Source organism: Methylobacterium sp. E-045 (assembly GCF_022829685.1).
Classification (GTDB): domain Bacteria; phylum Pseudomonadota; class Alphaproteobacteria; order Rhizobiales; family Beijerinckiaceae; genus Methylobacterium.
In genome coordinates this window covers 16463-37745 of the sequence record NZ_JAKSYE010000063.1, presented here as the reverse complement: position 1 = coordinate 37745, position 21283 = coordinate 16463, and the positions used below count along the sequence as shown (strand labels likewise).

Here is a 21283-nt window from a genome sequence, read left to right as displayed (position 1 = left end):
GACCCCGATGAGTCGGACTCACCGAGGTCTGGCATCACGGGGCGGCTACCAGAAGATGCGCATTCCGCCATAGGCCGCGATCGGCGCGCCGGGGGCCAGGCTCCGGTTGGAGCTGGCATTGGGCAGGGCCAGGATCGGAACCTCGCCGACCGGCGAGAAGGTGCCGAAGGTCGCGTATTTCGCGTTCAGCGCGTTCTCGACGTAGCCGTAGACCTCGAAATGCTCGCTCACCCGGTAGCTCGTGTTGAACCCGATGACCGCGTAATTGCCGGTGGTCTTGTTGAGGTTCGACTCGTCGCCCACGAGGTACTTGCCGGTGGCGACACGGCCGAGGATGCCCACGCGCCATTCCGGCGTGACGTTGTATTGCACGCCGACCTTGACCTGATGCGGTGCGACGCCCGGGAGCTTGTCGCCGCGTCTCACGAAGATCTGGTTGGCCTCGCTGTTGTCGGGCTGGGCCGGGTTCGGGCTGGCGAACGGATTGCCGCCGGAGGCCAGGGTGAGCGGCGACTGGAAGGTCGCGTCGACGAAGGCGTAGTCGATGAAGGCGTTCCAGACCGGTGTGGTGATGGCGAGGCTCGCCTCGACGCCCTGGCGGCGGGTGGAGCCGACATTCTGGAAATAGGCCCGGCCGATGGTGATGTCGGAGGGCACGAAGGTGATGTCATCCTCGTTGCGGGCCCGGAACACGCCGGCCTTCCAGCTGAGCACCCCGAGTTCGATCGGCGAGGGCAGCTTGCCACGGAAACCCGCCTCCACCGTGCGGGAAATGACCTGCTTCAGCGGCGGATCGCCGACGAAGAAGTTGGTGAGCGAGCAGGGCGCCAGCGGATCGGCGCAGGAGAGCTCGGCCGGGGTCGGTGCGCGGTTCGCCTCGACATAGCCGCCATAGGCGGTGAGGAAGTCGGGCACGATCTTGTAGGTCGCGCCGACGCCCGGATTGAACCGCTGGAAATAGTGGTTGCCGTTCAGCGCCGTGCCGAGCTGATCCTCCAGCACGATCTTGGCCATGTTGAACCGGCCCTGCAGCGTCAGGGTCAGGCGGTCGGTCAGATCGGTGTTGTTCTGCAGGTAGATGCCGCCGTAATCGTTGCTCGATTTCACGCTCACCGGCGTGATCGAGTTGTCGTCGCTGCGCACGACGATGCCGGGGCCGAAGAAGCCGCGGTCGAAGGTCAGGCCGCCCACCGCGTTGTCGGCGGTGAAGGCCGTGCGGCCGCCGTCGTAGGAGCCGCCCAGCACGAAGCGGTTCGGCAGCCCGAACAGCGTCTCGCGCACGTTGGTCTGGACCGAGACGCCGAAATTCTCGGTGTTGGTCCGGGTCGAGTTGAGGAAGGCATAGGGACCGCCCTCGTCGAACCGATCCGCGAAGGCCGGAAGCCGGGCGAAGTTCGCCGTTCTGACGCTGCTCGCCTGGACGCGACGGTTCAACCGGTCGCGCAGGAAGAACTGCTCCTCGTTGGCGCCTTCCGAGCAGAGGAACCGCTCGTTCTCCTCGCAACGCTCCACCTCGGCGGCGTCGCCGTTGGCGGTGTTCTGCTCGAACCGGCCGTAATAGGCGTTGCCCTGGATCGTCACGGTGGGGGTGATGTCGTAGGTGCCGGAGAGCCCGATGCGGCCGAACGCGTTCAGCGTCTTGTCGGGATAGGTGAAGACCTCGCTGCGCTTGAAGTCCAGCAGATCGACCGGCAGGGTTCCGTTGCCGGTCAGGCTGTTGACCGCGCCCATGAAGTTGAGGTGGAACTCACCCTTCTCCGCCTGCACGCCGAGATCGCCGTAGAACTGGCGCAGGCGCGAGGGCGAATGGCTGCGCCATCCGTTCTCGGAGAGGGCCGTGCCGGCGACGTAGAGGCCGACATTGTCCGAGCGCTGCCCGTGCTGGAACGAGCCGCCGAAGCGCCCGAACGAACCGCCCGAGAGATTCAGCTCGGTGCCCTGATAGGTGAAGCCGTTCTTGAGCTGGACGCTGAGCGCGCCGCCCAGCGCGTTGAGGCCGTAGGCCGGGTTCGAGCCTTCGAGCTCGATGCGGTCGACGGCGATGTCGGGGATGAGGTCCCACTGCACGGTGTCGCCGAAGGAGGTATTGAAGCGGTTGCCGTTGACGTAGACGGCCACGCCCTGGGGGCTTCCGCCCAGGGGCGAGGCCTCGAAGCCGCGATAGGTGATGGTCGGCTGGAAGGGATTGCCCTGCGCGTTGTTGATGCTGATCGAGCCGATCCGCTCGTCGAGGGCCCGGAGCACGCTCGGGGTGCCGACCCGGTTCACGTCCGCCGAGGTCAGGACGCTGGTGTTCTGGGGGAGCTTGTCACGGTCCTGGCCGAGCAGGACGCCCTGGGCGTTGCGCAGGGTGGGCGTCGGCGTGGTGGCGACCACGTCGAGTTCCTGCAGCGTCACGGCCTGCTGGCCGCCGACGACCGTCGTCTGCGCATAGGCGACGCCCGGCAGCAGCGCTACCGACACGAGGAGGCTGCTCCGCAGCGTCCGCTTCTTCATGTCCCGAGACCCTTCGATTCAAATGGCATGGCCGGTTTGTCCCGGCTCGTCACTGAATGTTGCGGGGCGTATCCGGCTTGGACAATCCGGTCGCGGGGGGATTCGACGATTCTAATAAGGACACCCCAGAGATGGCGTCCTCGCGTGGTCTCCGGGCAACACGATTTGCCAGATAATACAAGGGCTTCGGGATCAATAGGAACTGATGACGGGATAATTAGGCAATCGACGCTGCCGGAATGTTTTCCGCAAAATGGGGATGGGATGAGCCGCTTCGGACGTGGCGGACCTTCACGAAGGTAACGCGAATCAACCGCGTCCGGTCCTCAGCGTCCGAGGCGAGTATCCACGGCAAGTAAAAGGCCCGCCGGAGGGTCCGGCGGGCCTGTAGACGACACGTCGCTTGCGAAAGCCTGATGGAGACGTCGGCTCAGAGACGCGCCTGGATCTTGCGGGCGACCTCGCCGAGACGCTGCTCCAGGAGGGTGGGCACTTCGCAGACGTAGCTCAGCGACTGGCTGCGTTCCTGGAAGATGCGGCGATCCCAGGCGAACTTGGTCTCGAGCTCCGAGGCCTCCTTGGGCATCTCGCGGGCATCGTTGGCGCTGGGGCCGTCCTTCACCGAACTGATCTGATCGGCTTCCTGGCGGATGCGCTCCGCCATCCGCCGCTGCCCCTGCGCGTAGCGCGTGATACCCCCGATCACCCGGTTGCGCTCGTTGTTCACCACCTCGAACACGCCGGCGAAGACGCGGGTCAGGCGCTTGGCCTTCTCGTCACCGGCCTTGGCGACGAACTCGTCGAGGAGGGGATCCACCTCGCCGAGCTCGGTCCGGCGCGAGGCGATCTTCTGGGCGAGCGAGGCCGCCTCGTAATCGTCGCCCCACGGGCCGGCGGCCTCCAGATCGGGGCCCGTCCAGACCGTGCCGGGGCTCAAGGTCGAGACCTTGCGCTGGACACAGGGCCAGTCCGGGTCCGCCTTGGGCTGGGCCAGGGCCGGCCCGCAGGTGAGGCTGCCGGCCGTCATGGCCAGGAGGAGTGTCCGGGAAAAAATCATGCAGTGTCTCCGGCCGGTCCGCCGCGCCGGGCCATGATGCCGCGACCGGGATCGTAGGCGATGACGGCGAGGGTGAAGAAGGCGATGGTGGTGCCCACGACGACGGCGCAGGCGATCGGCTCGAACTGCCCGTAGAGGGCGAAGCGCACGAGCTGGACGGCATGGCTGAACGGGTTGGCCATGCAGATCATGTAGAGCGTCTCGCTCGACTCGCGGATGCGCCAGAGCGGGTAGAGGGCCGATGAGGCGAAGAACATCGGGAAGATCACGAAGTTCATCACGCTGGCGAAATTTTCCAGCTGCTTGACCATCGAGGACAGGAGCAGGCCGATGGCGCCGAGCATCAGCCCCGAGGCGATGAAGGCCGGCAGCGCCGCGACGTAGCCGATGGCCGGGATGTCGAGGTCCCAGAACCAGGCGATGGCGAGGAAGGCATAGGCCTGCACCACAGAGACGGTGACGCCGGCGATCAGCTTGGCCAGCAGCAGCAGCCAGCGCGGATAGGGGCTCGTGAGCAGCACCTTCATCGAGCCGACCTCGCGGTCGTAGACCATGGAGAGCGAGGATTGCATGCCGTTGAACAGCTGGATCATCACGGCCAGCCCCGGCACCACGTAGACCTCGTAGAGGACATAGGTCTGGTAGGGCGGCTCGATCGAGACCCCGAGCGTGTTGCGAAAGCCCGCCGCGAAGATGAACAGCCAGACCAGCGGCCGCACCAGGGCCGAGAAGAACCGCTCCTTCTGGTTGAAGAAGCGCAGCAACTCGCGACGCACGATGCCGCCGAGGCAGATCAGGTAACCGATCGCGTCGAGGCGGCCGAGATGGGGCACGGGTTTTTCAATGGAGGCCGCAGCCGTCGAGGGCGTGGTGGCGACAGTCTTCGTCATGAGGATAACCGCTCGTTTGACCTGATCGCGAACAACCCTCCCCCCTCTGCGGGGGAGGGTGCCTGCGGAGCGGGCGGGAGAGGGGGGAGGGAAGCAGCGCGGCGTTCGACAATCGCCGGCTTGAGTCCGGACCGCATCCTCATGCGGCCTGCCTCGGCGGTTCGGCGACGAGGCGCCGGAACGCGGCCTCCAGGGACTCGTCGCCCTGCGCGATGGAGTTCGCAGTTCCACGCGCGACGATGCGGCCCTTGTGAAGGACGACCGCGTCGTCGGCCCCGTCGATCTCCTCGAAGATGTGGGTCGCCCACAGGACCGACAGCCCCTCCTCCCGCACCAGGGCGCGGACGATGGCGACGATGTCGGCCCGCGATTCGAGATCGAGGCCGACGGTGGGCTCGTCGAGCAGCAGGAGCTTGGGCTCGTGCACCAGGGAGCGGGCGATCTCGATCCGCCGCGACTGTCCGCCGGAGAGGGTTCGCACCTTGTCGTCGCGCCGGTCGCTCAGGCCCACCCGGGCGAGCAGCACCGCGATGCGGGCTTTCGCGGCCTTTCGGCCGATGCCGTGCAGGCTGGCATGGTAGAGGAGGTTCTGTTCGACGGTGAGGTCGGTGTCGAGGGTCCGGGCCTGGAACACCACGCCGAGGCGGGCGAGGGCCCGGGACGGCTCGCGGTCGAGGCCATGGCCGAAGATCGAGACCCGCCCGTCCTGGCTGGCGTAGAGCCGGGTGATCACCGAGAACAGGGTGGTCTTGCCCGCGCCGTTGGGGCCGAGCAGGGCCATGAAGCGGCCCCGCTCCACCCGGATCGAGACGTCGGACAGGGCCGCGCGCGCGCCGAAGCGGTGGCTCACGCCCGCCACGTCGAGGGCCGCGCTGGCGCCCGGGGCGTCGCTCACGGCTTCATCGCCCGCTTGGCGTCGCCGACCGCGTCGAGGCATTCGTCGAACTCACCCTCGCCCTGCTCGCGCTCGGCCACGCGCAGGGCCTTCTTCAGCTTCGGCGCCGCCGCCTCGGACGGCCCCTTGGCGATGGCGTCCTTGATCATGGCGATGCCCTCGGCACAGGCAGTCTTGTCGTCGGCGAGCGCCGGGCCAGCGGCGAGGAGGAGGGCGACGGTGGGGAGGAGGAGACGCATGCGGAGGCCCTGCTCTGTTGCGAGACGGCTCACTTGACGATGAACTTGCCGGTCATGCCCTTGGACTCGAGTCCATGGACCGACCAGGGATATTCGCCCGGCTTGATCGTGACGAATTCGAGGGCGATCTCGCCCGGATCGTCGAATTCCAGGTGGTCCGGCGGGCCGCTGCCGTGGATCTCGAGATGCTGGATCACGATCTGGTTGAACCAGATGTTGCGGAAGAACTCGGTGGCGTAGAACTTATATTCCTGCCGACCCTTGGCGACGATGCGCAGGCGGTAGGCCTTGCCGGATTCGAGTTCGATCTCCCGGTTCTCCACCACGAAATCGTTGCCCTCCTCGTTGCCGAGGACGAGATCGGGCAGGTTGGAGCGCTTCTTGGTGAGATCGAGGGCCGAGGCTGGCCCGGTGGCGAGCAGGGCCGCCAGGGCGAGGGCTATCGTCCGCATCGTCCTCGTCATGTGGTCGTCCTCCCTTTGGCCGCCTTGAGGCGGTCCGTCCTTCGGCATATCCGCGCGTCCCTCCTCCCCCTTGTGGGGAGGGACAACGCACCTCAATTCGGCGACACCGCCACGCCCCACGGCAGCAATCCCACCGGGATGCTCTTGATCACCTTGTCCGCCTCCACATCCACCACCGAGACATCGTTGGAGGAGCCGTTGGTGGAGAACAGGAACTTCTGGTCCGGGGTGAAGGCGAGCTGCCACACCCGCTGGCCCACGGGCAGGTATTTCTGAACGTCATAGGTCTTGGCGTCGATCACCGCGATGCGGTTGGCGGGGCCGAGCGCCGCGAAGGCCTTGGTGCCGTCCTTGGTGATGCGGATGCCCACGGGCTGGATCGCCTCGTCGTTCACGCCGGGGATCTTGAAGGTGATCTTCTTGACCACCCGCCGCGCGGCGACGTCGATGATGCTGATCGTGCCGCCGACCTCGGCCGAGACCCAGAGGAACTTGCCGTCCGAGGTGAATTCGGCGAAGCGCGGGCGGGCATCCACCAGCACGTTGTCGATCACCTGGAACGTGGTGGTGTCGATGAAATGCGCCATGTTGGTGGTCTCGGAGGTGTTCACCAGGATCTTGCCGTCCGGCGACAGCCCCATCCCCTCCGGCTCCACCCCGACCGGCACCTCGGCCAGCACCTTGTTCTTCTCGATGTCGATGACCGTGACCTGGCTGTCATCCTCGTTGGCGACGTAGAGCGGGTTGCCGCCCGGTCCCAGGATGAACTGCTCCGGATCGGGGCCGGAGCGGAGAGACCGCACCACCTTGCCGGTGGCGGTGTCGAGGACGTCGATGCGGTCGTCGTCGCTGGCGCAGACGAAGAGCTCCTTGCCGTCCTTGCTCGTCGTCACCCCGCGCGGGCGCCGGCCGACCTTCCAGGTCCCGGTAACGGCCATCGTCGCCGTGTCGATGACGCTGACGGAGTTGCCCTTCTCGTTGGTCACGTAGACCGTGTAGGCCTGCGCGGAGGCGCCGAGCGCCATCGTCGCACCGACGATGGCGGCGACACTCACGCCTGCCTTGAAGCCGCGGCTCATTCCGTTGTCTCCCTGGGGCATCGCTTCTATGCGCGATTGTCCGTGATTATAGTGCAGTTTGTCCCCACGGGGAGCGCACGAGTGCCTGCGGAACGCAAGCGCGTTGCCGCAGGCCCGTTCAAGAAAATTTGCAGGCGGTCTCGGGAAGATCGATGCCGAGGGTGTCCAGCGGCGTGCGCTGGTGGGTGAAACCCTGCTCGGGCGCCACGGTCACCATGGCTTTGGGCTGCACCACGATGATCGGCTGGCGCAGCTGGTGGTCCCAGGGACGGTAGGTCAGCGAGACGCCCTTATAGGCGGGCAGGCTGAAGGCCGGGTCGGCGAAATAGGGTGCGAGCACTGCCGGATCGGCGGTCTTCTTCTGCGTCGCCGCCTCCCCCACCGAGCGCACCGCCGCCCAGACCTGGTAATCGAGGGGCCGCATCAGCCGGCCGGCGAGGCGCCGGAAGCGGTTCTGCGCCTGCGCCGCCCCCCAGGTCTCCAGGGTCGGGTGCCAGGTCGTGGCGATGAGGCCCTGCGTGCCCCCGACCGGGCGGGGGTCGACGGTGCGGAACGGGACGTAGTCGCCCCAATCGTTGGCCTCGTCGGCGACGATGGCGAGGTCGTAATCGACGCCGCGGGTGAAGACCATCGCCTCGGAGCGGGTCGGCGTGTCGCCCCGCGCCTTGGCGAGCGGGCCGAAGGTCCAGGGCTTCTCGGCGGTGATCTTCAGGGAGAACTTCTTCGCCGAGGCCCGGAACGCGTCGGCGTAGAGCCTGTCGTTGTCGTTGGGGCCGGTGATCAGGAACATCTTGCGCCAGCGCATCAGCGTGAAGAACTGCGCCAGGGCATCGGTCTGCATCGCCCGGCTCGGGATCACGTGGAAGACGTTCCTGCGGCAATCGGCGCCGCGCAGGCGGTCGTCGGGCGCGGCGGTGTTGAACACGGTCACGCCGTCGCCCTTGATCGCGTCGGCCACGGCCAGGACCTCGTCCGCCGGCAGCGCCAGGACGAGATAGCGGATCCCCTTGCCCACGAGGTCGCGGGCGGCGTCGACGGCACTCTTGCCCTCCGTCAGGGCGACCTCGTCGAGGGCGTAGGTCTGCTTGGTGAAGCGGCCGGTCGTGTTGTTGTCCTTCACCGCCATGCGGGCGCCGGCGACGCCCTCATCCTCCGGCGCGGCCTCGGCATCGTAGGAGGACGGCGCGATCTCGGGCCGGTAGATCAGGCCGATATGGGTATCGCCCGTGGCGCCTTCGGCGGCTTGCGCGGAGGCTGCCGGTTCCTGAGAACGGAGACCGGTCGCGGTGAGGGAAGCGCCGGACAGCCCCAGCATGAGGGCGAGGGCGGCGGAGGGGATCGGAAGCGATGCTGTCATGGGAGCGGCACGCTAACAGCATTGCGCGGGCGCTCAATCCCCGGATTCATAAGGATATTCTAAGCGATTCCGCCGGGGCGGCGGGGTCTCCGGCGATATCCGGATCGACGTCGACCGGATGGCGCGACGGGATGCGAAGGGTTTGCGCCTCTTGACGGTTTGCGCGTCTTGCCAAATCCGGGCACTGCTCGACTTGGAAGGCAGCGGCGCGTGGAGGTCCACCGCCGTATCGATCGTGACGCAGGTTCGCCATGGCCCCCATCGCCTCCTCCCTTGCCGCCATTGGACGCATCGGCCTGACCGGGCTGGCGCTCGTCTCGGGAATGGTCCTTCCGGCCCTCGCCGGCCCCGACAAGGCGGCGATCTTCGGGATCGAACTCAACGATCCGGGCGTGGTCGGCGGCCGCAAGGCTCGGCCGGACGAGGCCCGTCGCCTTGCCCTGGTCACGGAGGAACTCCGCAAGGCGCTGACCGCCGGCAATGCGGTGGAGACGGTGGACGTGGCGCCGCAGGCCGCCGAGATCGCCAAGCAGGCGCCCCTCTTCAAATGCGAGGGCTGCGCCGCCACCATCGCCAAGAGCCTCGGGGCCGATCTCGCCGTGAACGGCTTCGTGGAGAAGGGCTCCAACCAGATCTTCAACCTGTACGTCCTCATCTCGGACGCCGCCTCCGGCAAGGTCGTGCGGGCTGGACAGGTGGTGATCCGGGCCGATACCGACGACACATGGGCCCATGCCATGCGATGGGTGGTCAAGAACCGTCTCCTGGCCGAACCCTTGCCCAACCGATCCTGAGTCTCCCGTTGCCGAATCATTCCGTGTCGAAGCCGATGTCATCCGATATGCGCGCGCGTCCCCGCCTTCTCGTCAGCGTCCGCGACGCGGACGAGGCCGTGATGGCGGCGCGGGCGGGCGCCGACCTCGTCGATGCCAAGGATCCTGTCCGGGGCGCCCTCGGGGCGCTCCCCGTCGAGACGGTCCGGGCGATCGTCGAGGCCATCGCGGACGAGGCCGTCAGCAGCGCGGTGGCCGGCGAGCCGCAGGACGCAGCTTCCCTGCCCGGATCGGTCGCGGCGATGGCCGGGACCGGCATCGGCTACGTCAAGGTCGCCGTGCGGCCGGATTTCGACTACGACGCCCTCGCGGCCGCGGCGCAGGCCGCCCCCGGCCGCCTGATCGCGGTCCTCTTCGCCGGACGGCCCATGCCGGACGACCTCGTCGGCCGCCTCGCCGGAGCGGGCTTTGCCGGGGTGATGATCGACACCGCCACCAAGGACGGCCGCCGCCTCGGCGATTTCCTGCCCGCCCCTCGCCTCTCGGCCTTCACCGCCGACGCCCGCAGCCACGGCCTGCTTTCCGGCCTCGCGGGATCCCTGACGATCGCCGACATCGCCGTCCTCGCCGCACACCGGCCGGATTACCTCGGCTTTCGTGGCGGTCTCTGCGTCGGGAGCGACCGCACGCGCGGCCTCGACCCGGAGCGCATCGCCCTGGCCGTGAAGACCCTTCGCGGACTCGACCGGCGGAACGCGGCGTGACGGGCGCGCCTTCCACCATCGTGAAGCTCGGCGGCAGCCTCGTCTCGGACGCGGCGCGGCTCGGACGCCTGCTCGGCGCACTGGCGGAGGGCAGCGAGGGCCGCTGCGTCGTCGTGCCCGGCGGCGGCCCGTTCGCCGACGCGGTGCGCCAGGCCCAGGGCCAGCTGGGCTTCTCGGACGCCCTCGCCCATCGCCTCGCCCTCGATGCCATGGGCCGGATGGCGGAGGTGCTTGCGGAGGGCGAGCCGCGCCTCGCCATCGTACGCAGCGTGAGGGAAGCCGGCTCGGCCGAGGCGCCCGTCATCTGGGATCCGGTCGCGCTGAAGGAGGGGCACCCTTCCATTCTCGAATCCTGGGACGTCACCTCCGACAGCCTCGCCCTCTGGCTCGCCACCGAACTCGCGGCGCCCCGCTGCATCCTGGTGAAATCTGTCGATCGCCCGGCCGGTGCGAGCCTGTCCGACCTCGCCCGGATGGGGATGGTCGATGCGGCCCTCCCCGGTCTTGCCGCGTCCTACGCTGGCGAGATCGTGATCCGGGGGCCGGCCGCGGACATCGTAAGGGCTGCCGCGTGAGCGCGCCCGAGCATCTCGTCTTCATCACCGGCCGGATGGCGAAGGCGCGCCTGGAGAAGGTCGCCGCCACCCTGCCCACCGAGCGCTTCGCCTGGAGCATCGCCGATGCCGGGGTGAAGGTCGCAGCGCTCATGACGGAGGAGATCATCCGCCGCCGGGTGACGATCCCCGAGGGCGCCACCCGCATCGTCCTGCCCGGCCGCTGCCGCGCCAATCCGGAAGCCCTCGCCGCGCATTTCGGCCTGCCGGTGGAGCGCGGCCCCGACGAGGTGGTGGACCTGCCGGCCCATCTCGGCCTCGCCGGCCGCAAGGTCGATCTCTCGCGGCACGATCTGCGCATCTTCTCCGAGATCGTCGACGCCTCGAAGATGACGCCCGAGCAGATCCTGGCCAAGGGCCTCGACCTCGCCCGACGCGGCGCCGACGTGATCGATCTCGGCGGCCTGCCCGACACCGAGTTCCCGCATCTCGAAGAGTGCGTGCGCCTGCTGAAGGGGGCGGGGCTGAAGGTCAGCGTCGATTCCTTCTCCCTCGACGAGCTGACCCGCGGGGCGAAGGCCGGGGCCGATTATCTCCTCAGCCTCAACGAGGAGACCCTGGACCTCGCCTTCGAGACCGGCGCGGTGCCGATCCTGGTGCCGATGCGGCCGGACGACCTGCCCTCCCTCGACCGGGCGATCGAGCGCATGGAGAAGGCCGGCCTGCCCTACATGGCCGACCCGATCCTCGAGCCGATCCATTTCGGATTCGTCGAATCGATCACGCGCTATCACGAGACGCGCAAGCGCTGGCCCGGCATCGAGATGATGATGGGCACCGGCAACCTCACCGAGCTCACCGAGGCCGACAGCCTCGGCGTCACCGCCCTCCTCGTGGGCATGTGCTCGGAACTGTCGATCCGCAACGTCCTGATCGTGCAGGTCTCCAACCACACGCGGCGCACGGTGGAGGAGCATGACGCCGCCCGCCGGGTGATGTTCGCGGCCAAGGCCGATTCCGCCCTGCCGAAGGGCTACGGACGCCAGCTCCTGGCCTTGCACGACAAGCGCCCCTTCGTGCAGACCCCGGAGGAGATCGCGGCCCAGGCGGCGGAGGTGCGCGACCCGAACTACCGCATCGCGGTGGCCGAGGACGGCATCCACGCCTTCAACCGCGACGTCCACACGATCGGCACCGATGCGATGGCGTTCTTTCCCGATCTCGATGTCGCCGCCGACGGGGCCCACGCCTTCTATCTCGGCGGCGAGCTGACCAAGGCCGAGACGGCCTGGCGCCTCGGCAAGCGCTACGTCCAGGACGAGCCCCTGCGCTGGGGCGTCGCCGCCGACGAGGAGGTCGAGGACACCACCGCCTTCAAGAAGGCGGGGCATACCAAGCATTCCGGACCCGGCGGCGCGGAGCGCGCCACCCGCGACGCGACGCCCGTGGAGGCCGATGCCGGCAAGCCCGAGGTGGTGGAATCCGGCGAGGCCAAGGCCCCGGGGACCAAGGCCCCGGGGACCGAGGCCACGGGCGACAAGGGCGCGCGCATCGTCTGCGGCAAGCTCGTTCCCGCCGGGGAGGCGTGAGGCCGTGCCGCTGATCCTCGAGACCATCGTCACCACGACGTCGCCTGCGGGCGACCTGCATCTCGTGCCCTTCGGCCTGATCAGCGAGGGCGAGGATTGGGTGCTCGCCCCGTTCCGGCCCTCGCCCACCATCCTCAACCTCGACGCCAACCCGGTCTTTGCCGCGTCGAGCCCGAGCGACGTGCGGGTGATCGCGGGCGCGGTGACCGGGCGGCGCGACTGGGCGACCCTGCCCTGCGACCGCATCCCGGGCCGGCGCCTTGCCGACAGCTTCGGCCATGCCGAGTTCGAGGTCATCGCTGTGGAGGACGATGCGACGCGCCCGCGCTACCGCGCCCGCATGGTACACAGCGTCAGCCATATGCCGTTCTTCGGCTACAACCGGGCTCAAGGAGCGGTGCTGGAGGCGGCGATCCTGTCGACGCGCCTGCACATGCTGGAGCCGGACAAGATCCTGACGGAGATGCGCTACCACGCCATCGCGATATCCAAGACAGCCGGGCCCGCTGAGCGCGAGGCCTGGGACTGGATCGAGGACAAGGTCGCCGCAGCCCTCGGGCGCGACGAGCCGGTTCTCGCACGAGCCCCCCAAGCACCCTAGACGGTGCGTTCCCGAGGAGACAGGGTTGATGAGATTCAAGACGCTGGCCGCCGTGGCGGCGCTCGCCACGGTATCCTACGCGGCCCAGGCCCATGGCCCGACCCGCCAGAAGGTCTCCCAGACCATCGAGATCAACGCCCCCGCCGACAAGGTCTGGGCCGTGCTCGGCAACTTCCAGGATGCCAGCTGGATTCCCGTGGTCGAGAAGACCGAGGGCAAGGGTGGCAACGAGGTCAAGGCCAGCCGCGTCCTGACCCTCAAGGGCGGCGCCACGGTCGAGGAAGAGCTCGCCAAGTACGACGCCGAGAAGAAGACCTACATGTACCGGATCACCAAGGTGGACGTGAAGACGCTGCCGGTGAACGACTATTCCTCGACCATCGAGGTCGAGGGCGACGGCGCCAAGTCCAAGGTGACCTGGCGCGGCGCGTTCTACCGCGGCTACATGAACAACGATCCGCCGCCGGACCTGAACGACGACGCCTCCAAAGCGGCGGTCCTCGGACTCTACAAGGCCGGCCTGGATAACGTGAAGGCCAAGGCCGAGAAGGGCTCTTGATCGGAGCTTTTTCCAAGGCACGGCGACGGCGCGCATCGCCTCTCCCCGCGCGCGGGGAGAGGATCGCGGGCACCTCGTCGTGTCCGCGATGAGCGCAGGCGAAGCCGAAGCGACGGTGAGGGGGCCATTCCGGATGAGACGCTATCGGCCCCTCGCCCTCGCCCTCGCGTTACTCGCATCCCCCGCCCTCGCCGACGAGGCCCTGGTCACGGCGCAGGGGGCCAACATCCTCGCGGTGGTCGATCTCGAGACGCAGGTCGTCGCCGCGCAGATCCCGGTGGACGGCGCGCCCGCCGGCATCGCCCTGTCGCCCGATCGCAAGACCGCCTACGTCACCCGCCCCGAGGGCCACGGCCTCGCCATCGTCGATCTCGACGCCCGCGCGGTGACGGGCACCCTCGATCTGCCCGGCGGCCCGCTCGGAATCGCCGTCAATCCGAAATCCGGCGCGGTCTACGTGGCCGACTGGTATGGTAGCCGGATCTTCGTGGTCTCGGCGGACGGTTCGAAGATCGAGACCGAGATCCAGGTGGGCGCCTCGCCCTCGGGCATCGCGGTGACGCCCGACGGCGCCACGATCCTGGTGGCCAACCGCGAGGGCAATTCCGTCTCTGTGGTCGATACCGCCACCGCCACCGAGACGGTGAAGATCCCCGTGGGCGAACACCCGTTCGGCATCACCCTCGATGAGACCGGCACCCGCGCCTACACCGCCAACGTCATGTCGAACGACGTCTCCGTCATCGATGTCGCGGGGCGGCGGGAATTCGGCCGGGTCACCACCGGCGAGCGGCCCTACGTGGTGGCCCTCACCGCCACGCGCGGCTTCGTCACCGACCAGTATTCGAACACCGTGACGGTGTTCAACCTGAAGACCCTCACCAACGTGGCGGCCATCGATGTGGGCGACCATCCAGAGAGCATCGCCGCCTCCCGCGACGGCAGCCGCCTCTACGTGACGAACTGGGGCTCCAACACCCTGGGGGTCATCGACGCGACGACGCTGAAGGTGATCAAGGACATTCCGGTCCCGGACGGGCCGCGCTCGTTCGGAGACTTTTTGCGGTAGGGCGCCCTTCCCGCTTGCGGCGCTACGGCATACGCACCTCTGCTCCCTCAGGCAGAGCGCGTCCCTCTCCCCCTTGGGGGGAGGAGGGCAGGACAGAGCATCCCGCGAGATGGGCGAACCAGGAGGCTGGCGGCGGGAGAGCCGGGCCCTCGTCCGTCCTACGACAGCAGCGACACCGCTCCGCTTCCGTGCCGCTCGATCCGGCCGTCGAGTTCGAGTTCCAGAAGCGTCGTCTGGACGACGCGCACGCTCAGCCCCGCCGCGCGGGCGAGGTCGTCGGTGCCGATGGGGGTCGGGCTGAGATAGGCGATGAGGCGGGCGCGGTCGTCGGCGGGTTCCGGCGGTTCGGGTTCCGGCTCCTCGAGCCCCTCCTCCGGCTCGGAGGCCGGGCCGCCGATCCCGTCGAGCTCGTCCCAGAAGATCGGCGCGTCGGCGAGGTCGGGCCGGTGGAGGGCGAGCTGGCCGGCCCCCTGTTCGAAATCCCGCCGCCCGATCAGCGGCGCGATGGCGGAGGTGACGTGGTCCACGTCCGAGACCAGGGTCGCACCCTGGCGGATGAGGTCGTTGGTCCCCTCGGCGCGGGGATCGAGGGGCGAGCCCGGCACGGCGAAGACCTCCCGGCCCTGTTCCAGGGCGAAGCGCGCGGTGATGAGCGAGCCGGAGCGTCGCGCGGCCTCCACCACGACGGTCCCGTAGGCGAGGCCGGAAATGATGCGGTTGCGCCGGGGAAAGTCGCGGCCGCGCGGCTCCCAGCCCATGGGCATCTCGGCAAGCACCGCGCCGCCGGACTCGAGAATGCCCTCCATCAGGCCCTGATGGTTGGCGGGGTAGACCCGGTCATGGCCGCCGGCGAGCACCGCCACCGTCCCCGAGTCCAGGGACGCCCTGTGCGCGCGGGCATCGATGCCGCGCGCCAGCCCCGAGACCACGACGAGACCGGCCTCGCCGAGGCCCCGTGCCAGACGCTCCGTGAAGCCGAGGCCGGCGGCGGAGGCGTTGCGGGAACCGACGATGGCGATGGCGGGCCGGGAGAGGATCGCCGCCTGTCCCCGGATCGCGATCAGGGGCGGCGCCGAATCGGCCGCCTGGAGCAGCTTGGGGTAATCGTCCTCGCCCATGGCCACGAGGCGGACGCCGATCCTGGCCGCCGCCTCCAATTCGGCCTCCGCCTCGGCCCGCGTCACCGGCACGATGCGCTTGGCCCCGCGCTTCGCCAGGTCCGGCAGGGCGTCCAGCGCCGCGCCGGCGCCGCCGAAGCGGTTGATCAGGGTGCGGAAGGTGCGCGGGCCGACGCCCTCGGTGCGGATCAGGCGGAGCCAGTCGAGGCGCTGGGCGGGGTTGAGTTGCATGCCCATGCCCCGGACCTCCGTCGACGGGAGATCGGGTCAGCCCTTCTGCCCGATCCGCCCCTCGGAGCCGTCGCGCAGTCGGCGGATGTTGGGAGCGTGCTTCCACCATAGCAGGATCGCGAGCACGAGGAAGAGCAGCGCAACCGCAGGCTGTCCCGCCGCCCACAGGACGATGGGCGTCGCGGCGGAGGCGGCGAGCGCCGCCAGGGAGGAGTATTTCAGCGTGAAGGCGAGGCCGAGCCAGATCGCCGCGAAGGCGGCGAGCCCGATGGGGCTGAAGGCGAGGAGCACGCCGAGGAAGGTGGCGACCCCCTTGCCGCCCCTGAACCCGAGCCAGACCGGGAAGAGGTGGCCGAGGAAGGCGCCGAGCCCCGCCGCCAGGGCGGCGCCCTCGCCGAAGCGGGCGGCCACCAGCACGGCGAGGGTGCCCTTCAGCGCATCGCCGAGGAGGGTCGCGGCGGCGAGGCTCTTCCGGCCGGTGCGCAGCACGTTGGTGGCGCCGATATTGCCCGAACCGATGGCCCGCACGTCGCCGAGGCCGGCGAGGCGAGTGACGATCAGGCCGAACGGGATCGAGCCGGCGAGGTAGCCGCCGGCCAAGCTCGCGAGCAGGAGAGGCCAGCCGGCATCGAGGAGAAGGGTCACGCCGCCGTCTCCGCATCCTGCACGGCCCGGAAAACGATGCGCCCGCCGACCAGGGTCAGCACGGCCGCCCCCTGCAGCCGCGCCTCGTCGAAGGGCGAGTTCTTCGAGCGCGACTTCAGGCGCCGCTTGTCGAGCACATAGGGCAGGTCGGGATCGATCAGCACAAGATCAGCCGGCGCGCCGACGGCGAGACGTCCGGCCTCGCGCCCGAGGATCGCCGCCGGGGTGACGGTGAGGGCCTCCAGTAGGCGCGGCAGCGCCACGTCGCCGGTATGGACGAGGCGCAGCGCCGCGCCGAGCAGGGTCTCGATGCCGAGCGCCCCGTCAGCAGCCTCGGCGAAGGGCAGGCGCTTGGTCTCGACGTCCTGCGGGTTGTGGTCGGAGACGATGACGTCGATCACGCCTTCGTTCAGGGCGTCCACCAGGGCGAGGCGGTCGGTCTCGTGGCGCAGCGGGGGCGAGAGCCGGCAGAAGGTGCGGTAATGGCCGATATCGCCCTCGTTGAGGACGAGGTTGTTCACGGACGCGCCGCAGGTGACGGGCAGGCCGTCCTGCTTGGCCCGCCGCACGATCTCCACCGAATCGGCGCAGGAGATCATGGCGGCGTGGTAGCGCCCGCCGGTGAGGCGCACGAGGCGGATGTCGCGCTCCAGCATCACCGTCTCGGCCTCCCGCGGGATGCCGACGAGGCCGAGGCGCGAGGCCATCTCGCCTTCGTTCATCACGCCCTCGCCGACGAGGTCGGGCTCCTCCACGTGCTGCATCAGCAGGGCGCCAAAATCGCGGGCATAGGTGAGGGCGCGGCGCATCACCTGAGCGTTGCGCACGGCCTTGAGACCGTCGGTGAAGGCGACGGCGCCGGCCTCCTGCAGCAGGCCGAACTCGGTCATCTCCTGGCCCGCCAGCCCCTTGGTGATGGCGGCGGCGGGCAGGACGGTGACGCAGGCCGTGTCGCGGGCGCGGCGCAGGACAAAATCGACGATGGCCGGCCCGTCGATGACCGGGTTGGTGTCCGGCATGCAGACCAGGGTGGTGACCCCGCCGGCCGCCGCCGCCGCGCTGGCGCTGGCCAGGGTCTCGCGGTGCTCGGCTCCGGGCTCGCCGACGAAGGCACGCAGATCCATGAGTCCAGGGCTCAGGACCTGCCCGCCGCAATCGATGATCTCGACGCCCTCGGGAGCGGCGGGTAACGCGCCCCAGGCGATGTCGGCGATGCGGCCGTCGCGGACGAGGACATGCCCCGGCCCCTCGCGGCTCGTGGCCGGATCGAGGAGGCTGGCGTTCATCAAGAGGAGAGGACGAGAGATCATGGGGCAGCGTTATCGTGTGTTGGGCAGTCTTGCACCAGGGAGCTTTCCACTGGCCGGTCGCGATTCATTGTGCCGCTCGACGTCTGTTGATGGCCCAACCCATCCAGCAAACGAGCCCGATCTGTAAAGCCGATAGCACCGGAGCGACGATGTCGCCTGACAGATCAAAAGCGATCCCAAGCGCTATCAATCCAAGGCCGCCGATGAAACCGGTTGCCATCCCGCGGAACACGATGGTTGCCAAGTTGGGAGTATCGGTGAACCACCGCTCCAGCCAAAACCAGACACTCAGCATGGATGCCTCCCTACCTGCATCCCCTCCCCGAGAGCGCTCTGCGCAGAAGTGGATGCCGGTTCGGCGAAAAAGAGCACGGCAAAACAAGGATCTAGAGATGTGTCCCGGCCCAACGTGGTCGGGCGCGGTTGTAGGGGCATCGGTCAGGGATGATCGGTCTGCAAGACAAAATTCCGGAAACTATGGGTGAACAAGCGGCACGCGAGCTGTCATTTCATGCATCGGCCGCATCGCACCTGAGTTGCGCAGTGCCCGCCTGGTATCGCCGCAGGTCACCGGCGCGCATATTCTTGTGGTCGGCGCAGCAGCCATTCGCCTTGTGCGGCTTGCAGAGCAGGCAGCCGGCCCGGGCGCTCTTCGGGCGTTTCCTTTTGTGGTGCATGGCAGCCGCCCGAGATGAGTGTGGACCGCATCACGCTCACGCGTTCGGCAGATGCGTCGCGAGGGCTTCGAGGACCGCCATGCGGACGGCGACCCCCATCTCCACCTGCTCGCGGATCAGGGATTGTGCCCCGTCGGCGATCTCGGACGAGATCTCCACGCCGCGGTTCATGGGGCCGGGATGCATCACCAGGGCGTCGGGCGCGGCCAGGGCCAGCTTCTCGGCGTCGAGGCCGAAATAGCGGAAATATTCCTTCACCGAGGGGACGAAGGAGCCGTTCATGCGCTCGCGCTGCAGCCGCAGCATCATCACGATGTCGCAGCCCTCCAGCCCCTTGCGCATGTCGGTGAAGACCTCGACGCCGAAACGCTCGATTCCGGTGGGCAGCAGCGTCGAGGGGCCGATGACCCGCACACGGGCGCCGAGCGCCTGGAGCAGGATGATGTTGGAGCGGGCGACGCGGGAATGCAGGACGTCGCCGCAGATCGCCACCCTCAAGCCCTCGATCCGCCCCTTGTTGCGGCGGATGGTCAGCGCGTCGAGGAGCGCCTGGGTCGGGTGCTCGTGGGCGCCGTCGCCGGCATTGACCACCGAACAATCGACCTTGCGGGCCAGGAGATGCACGGCACCGGCCGCGTGGTGGCGCACGACGATGATGTCGGGCCGCATGGCGTTGAGGGTGGCGGCCGTGTCGATGAGGGTCTCGCCCTTCTTCACCGAGGAGGAGGCCACCGACATGTTCATGACGTCGGCGCCCAGACGCTTGCCCGCGAGTTCGAACGAACTCTGGGTCCGGGTTGAGGGCTCGAAGAACAGGTTGATCTGGGTGCGGCCGCGCAGGGTGGTGCGCTTCTTCTCCACCTGGCGGGAGAGCGCCACGGCATCCTCCGCCCGGTCGAGGAGGGCCTCGATGTCGGGGCGGGTCAGCCCCTCGATGCCGAGGAGGTGCCGATGGGGGAAGGAGGCGGGTGCGGCGGTCATTCTGAGACCATGGCTATAGGGAGGCGGACGGGGAGCGGCAAGGAGCCATGGGCCGGGGACCGGTCGCTCGCTGCCGCGGGACGGGGGCGTGTAACCTTTCCGCCCCGTGGCTCGTAGTCTCCTGTAGAATGCGCCTTTCCGTCTTGTCCGGATGGGCGCGAGACGTGATCGAGGTCGGAGTCCGCCCCTTGGCAGCCAGCACGACGAGACGGTCCGACGAGCGGGTCGAGACGATCCGCCGCCGCTGGATCTTCCGTCACCCCGCGGTGATCCGGGCCGCCCACTGGATCAACCTCGTCTGCCTCGCGGTGCTGCTGATGAGCGGGCTGCAGATCTTCAACGCCCATCCCGCCCTGTACTGGGGCTCGGCCTCGACCTTCGACGCGCCGCTCCTCGCCATCACGAACGACGAGACGGCGGAGGGCGCGGCACGGGGGATCGTCAGGGTCGGCGATCACGCGATCGACACCACCGGCTGGCTCGGCCTCTCCACCGCGCAGGGCCAGAGCGCGGGCCGGGCCTTCCCCGCCTGGATCACCCTGCCGGCGAACCAGGACCTCGCCACCGGGCGCCGCTGGCACTTCCTGTTCGCCTGGGCCTTCGTGATCAACGGGCTGATCTACCTCATCTACGGCATCGAGAGCGGCCAGCTGCGTCGCCGGATCGTGCTTCAAAGAGATCAGGTCCGGCATCTCGGCGGCTCGATCCGCGAGCATCTCACCCTGACCTTCCCGAAAGGCGAGGAGGCCCGGCGCTACAACGCACTGCAGAAACTGAGCTATTTCGCCGTCATCGTCGTCCTCCTGCCAACGATGCTGCTCACGGGCCTCGCCATGTCGCCGGGTTTCAATGCCGTGCTGCCCCTGCCCGCCCTGTTCGGCGGGCGGCAATCGGCGCGGACCGTCCATTTCATCGTCACGAACCTGCTCGTGCTGTTCACCCTCGTCCATGTGGCCCTCGTGCTGGTCTCGGGGGCCTGGAACAACCTGCGCGGCATGGTTACCGGCTGGTTCGTGATCGAGACGACCAAGACCTACGATCCGAGGAAAGGCCGATGACGCGCGGGCCCAACCGTCGCGGCCTCCTCACCGGCGCGGCCGGCCTGCTGGGGGCCGCCGTCCTCGGCGGCTGCGACCGCATCGCCGGCAGCGATTGGGGACGGCGCACGCTGAAGCTCGGAGAGGATGCCAACCTGTTCGTGCAGCGCCTGCTGCTGACGCCGACCTCCCTCGCCCACGAGTTCGACGAGGGCGACATCTCCCCCTGGTTCAAGCCGAACGGCACGATCGACCCTCCGGACGACGGCTACAAGGCCCTGGCCCGGGCCGGGTTCGCGAGTTTCAGACTGAGGATCGACGGCCTCGTCGAACAGCCACAGGACCTGTCCCTCGCGGACCTGCGCGCCCTGCCCTCGCGGACCCAGATCACGCGGCACGATTGCGTCGAGGGGTGGAGCGCCATCGGCAAGTGGACGGGCGTCCCGCTCGGTGAAGTCCTGACGAGGGCGCGGCTGAAGCCGACTGCGCGCTATGTCGTGTTTCATTGCGCCGACACGATGGAGATGGCCGGTGGCGGTCTCGAGGGGGGGGACGTGGCGGAGATGGAGGCCGGCGATGGCGCTCCGAACGGCCGTCCGATCCGGTACTACGAGAGCATCGATCTCACCGACGCCTTCCATCCGCAGACGATCCTGGCCTACGACATGAACGGCAAGGCCCTGCCCGTCTCGAACGGCGCCCCCTTGCGCCTGCGGGTCGAGCGCCAGCTCGGCTACAAGCACGCCAAGTACGTCATGCGGGTCGAGGTGGTCGACAGCCTGACCGGGATCGGAGACGGCCAGGGCGGCTATTGGGAGGATCGCGGCTACGAATGGTATGCGGGGATCTGACGGGTACCGGATCTTGCAAAGGCCCGGCCCCTCGCGATTTGACAACC

At 68.6% G+C, this 21283-nt stretch carries 22 protein-coding genes; 9 read left to right on the top strand and 13 right to left on the bottom strand.

The annotated features are described in order from the left end of the window. Positions 1 to 45: 45 nt before the first annotated feature. The 8 genes from MKK51_RS08005 to MKK51_RS07970 all read right to left on the bottom strand — a co-directional run bounded on the left by MKK51_RS08005 (position 46) and on the right by MKK51_RS07970 (position 8477). Positions 46 to 2496 carry a TonB-dependent receptor gene (locus MKK51_RS08005; protein WP_243976193.1) on the bottom strand — a complete coding sequence of 817 codons (2451 nt, stop codon included), beginning with the start codon at positions 2494 to 2496 and terminating at the stop codon, positions 46 to 48. Between the two features lie 430 nt (positions 2497 to 2926). Further along, positions 2927 to 3553 carry a hypothetical protein gene (locus tag MKK51_RS08000; RefSeq protein WP_243976192.1) on the bottom strand — a complete coding sequence of 209 codons (627 nt, stop codon included), beginning with the start codon at positions 3551 to 3553 and terminating at the stop codon, positions 2927 to 2929. After that, the gene (locus tag MKK51_RS07995; RefSeq protein ID WP_243976191.1) at positions 3550 to 4443 is read right to left on the bottom strand and encodes an ABC transporter permease; all 894 of its coding nucleotides are present in this window, start codon (positions 4441 to 4443) and stop codon (positions 3550 to 3552) included. The genes MKK51_RS08000 and MKK51_RS07995 overlap by 4 nt, the downstream gene beginning before the upstream one ends. A gap of 139 nt (positions 4444 to 4582) precedes the next feature. Next, positions 4583 to 5338 (bottom strand): ABC transporter ATP-binding protein, encoded by a 756-nt coding sequence (locus MKK51_RS07990; RefSeq protein WP_243976190.1) that lies wholly within the window; start codon positions 5336 to 5338, stop codon positions 4583 to 4585. Further along, positions 5335 to 5577 carry a hypothetical protein gene (locus tag MKK51_RS07985; protein ID WP_243976189.1) on the bottom strand — a complete coding sequence of 81 codons (243 nt, stop codon included), beginning with the start codon at positions 5575 to 5577 and terminating at the stop codon, positions 5335 to 5337. Before MKK51_RS07985 ends, MKK51_RS07990 begins: the two co-directional genes overlap by 4 nt. Before the next feature lie 29 nt (positions 5578 to 5606). Then, complete coding sequence (locus tag MKK51_RS07980) at positions 5607 to 6041, bottom strand: hypothetical protein (RefSeq protein ID WP_243976188.1); 435 nt, start codon at positions 6039 to 6041, stop codon at positions 5607 to 5609. A gap of 92 nt (positions 6042 to 6133) precedes the next feature. Further along, entirely contained in the window at positions 6134 to 7066 is a 933-nt protein-coding gene (locus tag MKK51_RS07975; RefSeq protein WP_409565648.1) for a YVTN family beta-propeller repeat protein, read from the bottom strand. 172 nt (positions 7067 to 7238) lie between these two features. Next, positions 7239 to 8477 (bottom strand): ABC transporter substrate-binding protein, encoded by a 1239-nt coding sequence (locus tag MKK51_RS07970; protein ID WP_243976185.1) that lies wholly within the window; start codon positions 8475 to 8477, stop codon positions 7239 to 7241. Between the two features lie 251 nt (positions 8478 to 8728). Here MKK51_RS07970 and MKK51_RS07965 point away from each other — a divergent pair, with 251 nt between their 5' ends. The 7 genes from MKK51_RS07965 to MKK51_RS07935 all read left to right on the top strand — a co-directional run bounded on the left by MKK51_RS07965 (position 8729) and on the right by MKK51_RS07935 (position 14386). After that, the gene (locus MKK51_RS07965; protein ID WP_409565642.1) at positions 8729 to 9271 is read left to right on the top strand and encodes a DUF3280 domain-containing protein; all 543 of its coding nucleotides are present in this window, start codon (positions 8729 to 8731) and stop codon (positions 9269 to 9271) included. 47 nt (positions 9272 to 9318) lie between these two features. Next, the gene (locus MKK51_RS07960; RefSeq protein ID WP_243976183.1) at positions 9319 to 10014 is read left to right on the top strand and encodes a (5-formylfuran-3-yl)methyl phosphate synthase; all 696 of its coding nucleotides are present in this window, start codon (positions 9319 to 9321) and stop codon (positions 10012 to 10014) included. Then, on the top strand, positions 10011 to 10589 hold the full coding sequence (locus MKK51_RS07955) for a uridylate kinase (protein ID WP_243976181.1): 579 nt from the start codon (positions 10011 to 10013) through the stop codon (positions 10587 to 10589). The genes MKK51_RS07960 and MKK51_RS07955 overlap by 4 nt, the downstream gene beginning before the upstream one ends. Next, positions 10586 to 12157 (top strand): DUF6513 domain-containing protein, encoded by a 1572-nt coding sequence (locus MKK51_RS07950; protein WP_243976179.1) that lies wholly within the window; start codon positions 10586 to 10588, stop codon positions 12155 to 12157. Before MKK51_RS07955 ends, MKK51_RS07950 begins: the two co-directional genes overlap by 4 nt. A 4-nt stretch (positions 12158 to 12161) precedes the next feature. Beyond that, the gene (locus MKK51_RS07945) at positions 12162 to 12758 is read left to right on the top strand and encodes a DUF447 domain-containing protein (RefSeq protein WP_243976178.1); all 597 of its coding nucleotides are present in this window, start codon (positions 12162 to 12164) and stop codon (positions 12756 to 12758) included. Positions 12759 to 12786: 28 nt separating this feature from the next. Next, complete coding sequence (locus tag MKK51_RS07940; RefSeq protein WP_243976177.1) at positions 12787 to 13317, top strand: SRPBCC family protein; 531 nt, start codon at positions 12787 to 12789, stop codon at positions 13315 to 13317. 133 nt (positions 13318 to 13450) lie between these two features. Then, positions 13451 to 14386 (top strand): beta-propeller fold lactonase family protein, encoded by a 936-nt coding sequence (locus MKK51_RS07935; RefSeq protein WP_243976176.1) that lies wholly within the window; start codon positions 13451 to 13453, stop codon positions 14384 to 14386. Positions 14387 to 14544: 158 nt separating this feature from the next. Here MKK51_RS07935 and dprA read toward each other — a convergent pair whose 3' ends face one another. The 5 genes from dprA to MKK51_RS07910 all read right to left on the bottom strand — a co-directional run bounded on the left by dprA (position 14545) and on the right by MKK51_RS07910 (position 19348). Further along, positions 14545 to 15735 (bottom strand): DNA-processing protein DprA, encoded by a 1191-nt coding sequence (dprA, locus tag MKK51_RS07930; RefSeq protein ID WP_243976367.1) that lies wholly within the window; start codon positions 15733 to 15735, stop codon positions 14545 to 14547. A gap of 36 nt (positions 15736 to 15771) precedes the next feature. Beyond that, on the bottom strand, positions 15772 to 16380 hold the full coding sequence (gene plsY, locus MKK51_RS07925) for a glycerol-3-phosphate 1-O-acyltransferase PlsY (RefSeq protein WP_243976175.1): 609 nt from the start codon (positions 16378 to 16380) through the stop codon (positions 15772 to 15774). Further along, positions 16377 to 17690, bottom strand: coding sequence for a dihydroorotase (locus MKK51_RS07920; RefSeq protein WP_243976174.1), 1314 nt, complete (start codon positions 17688 to 17690; stop codon positions 16377 to 16379). Before MKK51_RS07920 ends, plsY begins: the two co-directional genes overlap by 4 nt. Positions 17691 to 17754: 64 nt before the next feature. Continuing rightward, positions 17755 to 17985: a hypothetical protein gene (locus MKK51_RS07915; protein WP_243976173.1), complete on the bottom strand. Its 231-nt coding sequence runs from the start codon at positions 17983 to 17985 to the stop codon at positions 17755 to 17757. Between the two features lie 418 nt (positions 17986 to 18403). Then, entirely contained in the window at positions 18404 to 19348 is a 945-nt protein-coding gene (locus MKK51_RS07910; RefSeq protein WP_243976172.1) for an aspartate carbamoyltransferase catalytic subunit, read from the bottom strand. A gap of 188 nt (positions 19349 to 19536) precedes the next feature. On the opposite strand from MKK51_RS07910, the gene MKK51_RS07905 reads away from it, so the two are divergent. Continuing rightward, positions 19537 to 20406 (top strand): cytochrome b/b6 domain-containing protein, encoded by an 870-nt coding sequence (locus MKK51_RS07905; RefSeq protein ID WP_243976171.1) that lies wholly within the window; start codon positions 19537 to 19539, stop codon positions 20404 to 20406. Beyond that, positions 20403 to 21236, top strand: a complete 834-nt coding sequence (locus tag MKK51_RS07900) for a molybdopterin-binding protein (protein ID WP_243976170.1) — start codon at positions 20403 to 20405, stop codon at positions 21234 to 21236. The genes MKK51_RS07905 and MKK51_RS07900 overlap by 4 nt, the downstream gene beginning before the upstream one ends. The last annotated feature ends 47 nt before the right edge of the window (positions 21237 to 21283 follow it).

Excerpts from the sequence above, each read along its gene's own strand:
- MKK51_RS08005 (WP_243976193.1), bottom strand. The coding sequence starts at position 2,496 with ATGAAGAAGCGGACGCTGCGGAGCAGCCTCCTCGTGTCGGTAGCGCTG.
- MKK51_RS08000 (WP_243976192.1), bottom strand. The coding sequence starts at position 3,553 with ATGATTTTTTCCCGGACACTCCTCCTGGCCATGACGGCCGGCAGCCTC.
- MKK51_RS07995 (WP_243976191.1), bottom strand. The coding sequence starts at position 4,443 with ATGACGAAGACTGTCGCCACCACGCCCTCGACGGCTGCGGCCTCCATT.
- MKK51_RS07985 (WP_243976189.1), bottom strand. The coding sequence starts at position 5,577 with ATGCGTCTCCTCCTCCCCACCGTCGCCCTCCTCCTCGCCGCTGGCCCG.
- MKK51_RS07980 (WP_243976188.1), bottom strand. The coding sequence starts at position 6,041 with ATGACGAGGACGATGCGGACGATAGCCCTCGCCCTGGCGGCCCTGCTC.
- MKK51_RS07975 (WP_409565648.1), bottom strand. The coding sequence starts at position 7,066 with ATGGCGCTCGGCGCCTCCGCGCAGGCCTACACGGTCTACGTGACCAAC.
- MKK51_RS07970 (WP_243976185.1), bottom strand. The coding sequence starts at position 8,477 with ATGACAGCATCGCTTCCGATCCCCTCCGCCGCCCTCGCCCTCATGCTG.
- MKK51_RS07965 (WP_409565642.1), top strand. The coding sequence starts at position 8,729 with ATGGCCCCCATCGCCTCCTCCCTTGCCGCCATTGGACGCATCGGCCTG.
- MKK51_RS07960 (WP_243976183.1), top strand. The coding sequence starts at position 9,319 with ATGCGCGCGCGTCCCCGCCTTCTCGTCAGCGTCCGCGACGCGGACGAG.
- MKK51_RS07940 (WP_243976177.1), top strand. The coding sequence starts at position 12,787 with ATGAGATTCAAGACGCTGGCCGCCGTGGCGGCGCTCGCCACGGTATCC.
- MKK51_RS07935 (WP_243976176.1), top strand. The coding sequence starts at position 13,451 with ATGAGACGCTATCGGCCCCTCGCCCTCGCCCTCGCGTTACTCGCATCC.
- dprA (WP_243976367.1), bottom strand. The coding sequence starts at position 15,735 with ATGCAACTCAACCCCGCCCAGCGCCTCGACTGGCTCCGCCTGATCCGC.
- MKK51_RS07920 (WP_243976174.1), bottom strand. The coding sequence starts at position 17,690 with ATGATCTCTCGTCCTCTCCTCTTGATGAACGCCAGCCTCCTCGATCCG.
- MKK51_RS07915 (WP_243976173.1), bottom strand. The coding sequence starts at position 17,985 with ATGCTGAGTGTCTGGTTTTGGCTGGAGCGGTGGTTCACCGATACTCCC.
- MKK51_RS07910 (WP_243976172.1), bottom strand. The coding sequence starts at position 19,348 with ATGACCGCCGCACCCGCCTCCTTCCCCCATCGGCACCTCCTCGGCATC.
- MKK51_RS07900 (WP_243976170.1), top strand. The coding sequence starts at position 20,403 with ATGACGCGCGGGCCCAACCGTCGCGGCCTCCTCACCGGCGCGGCCGGC.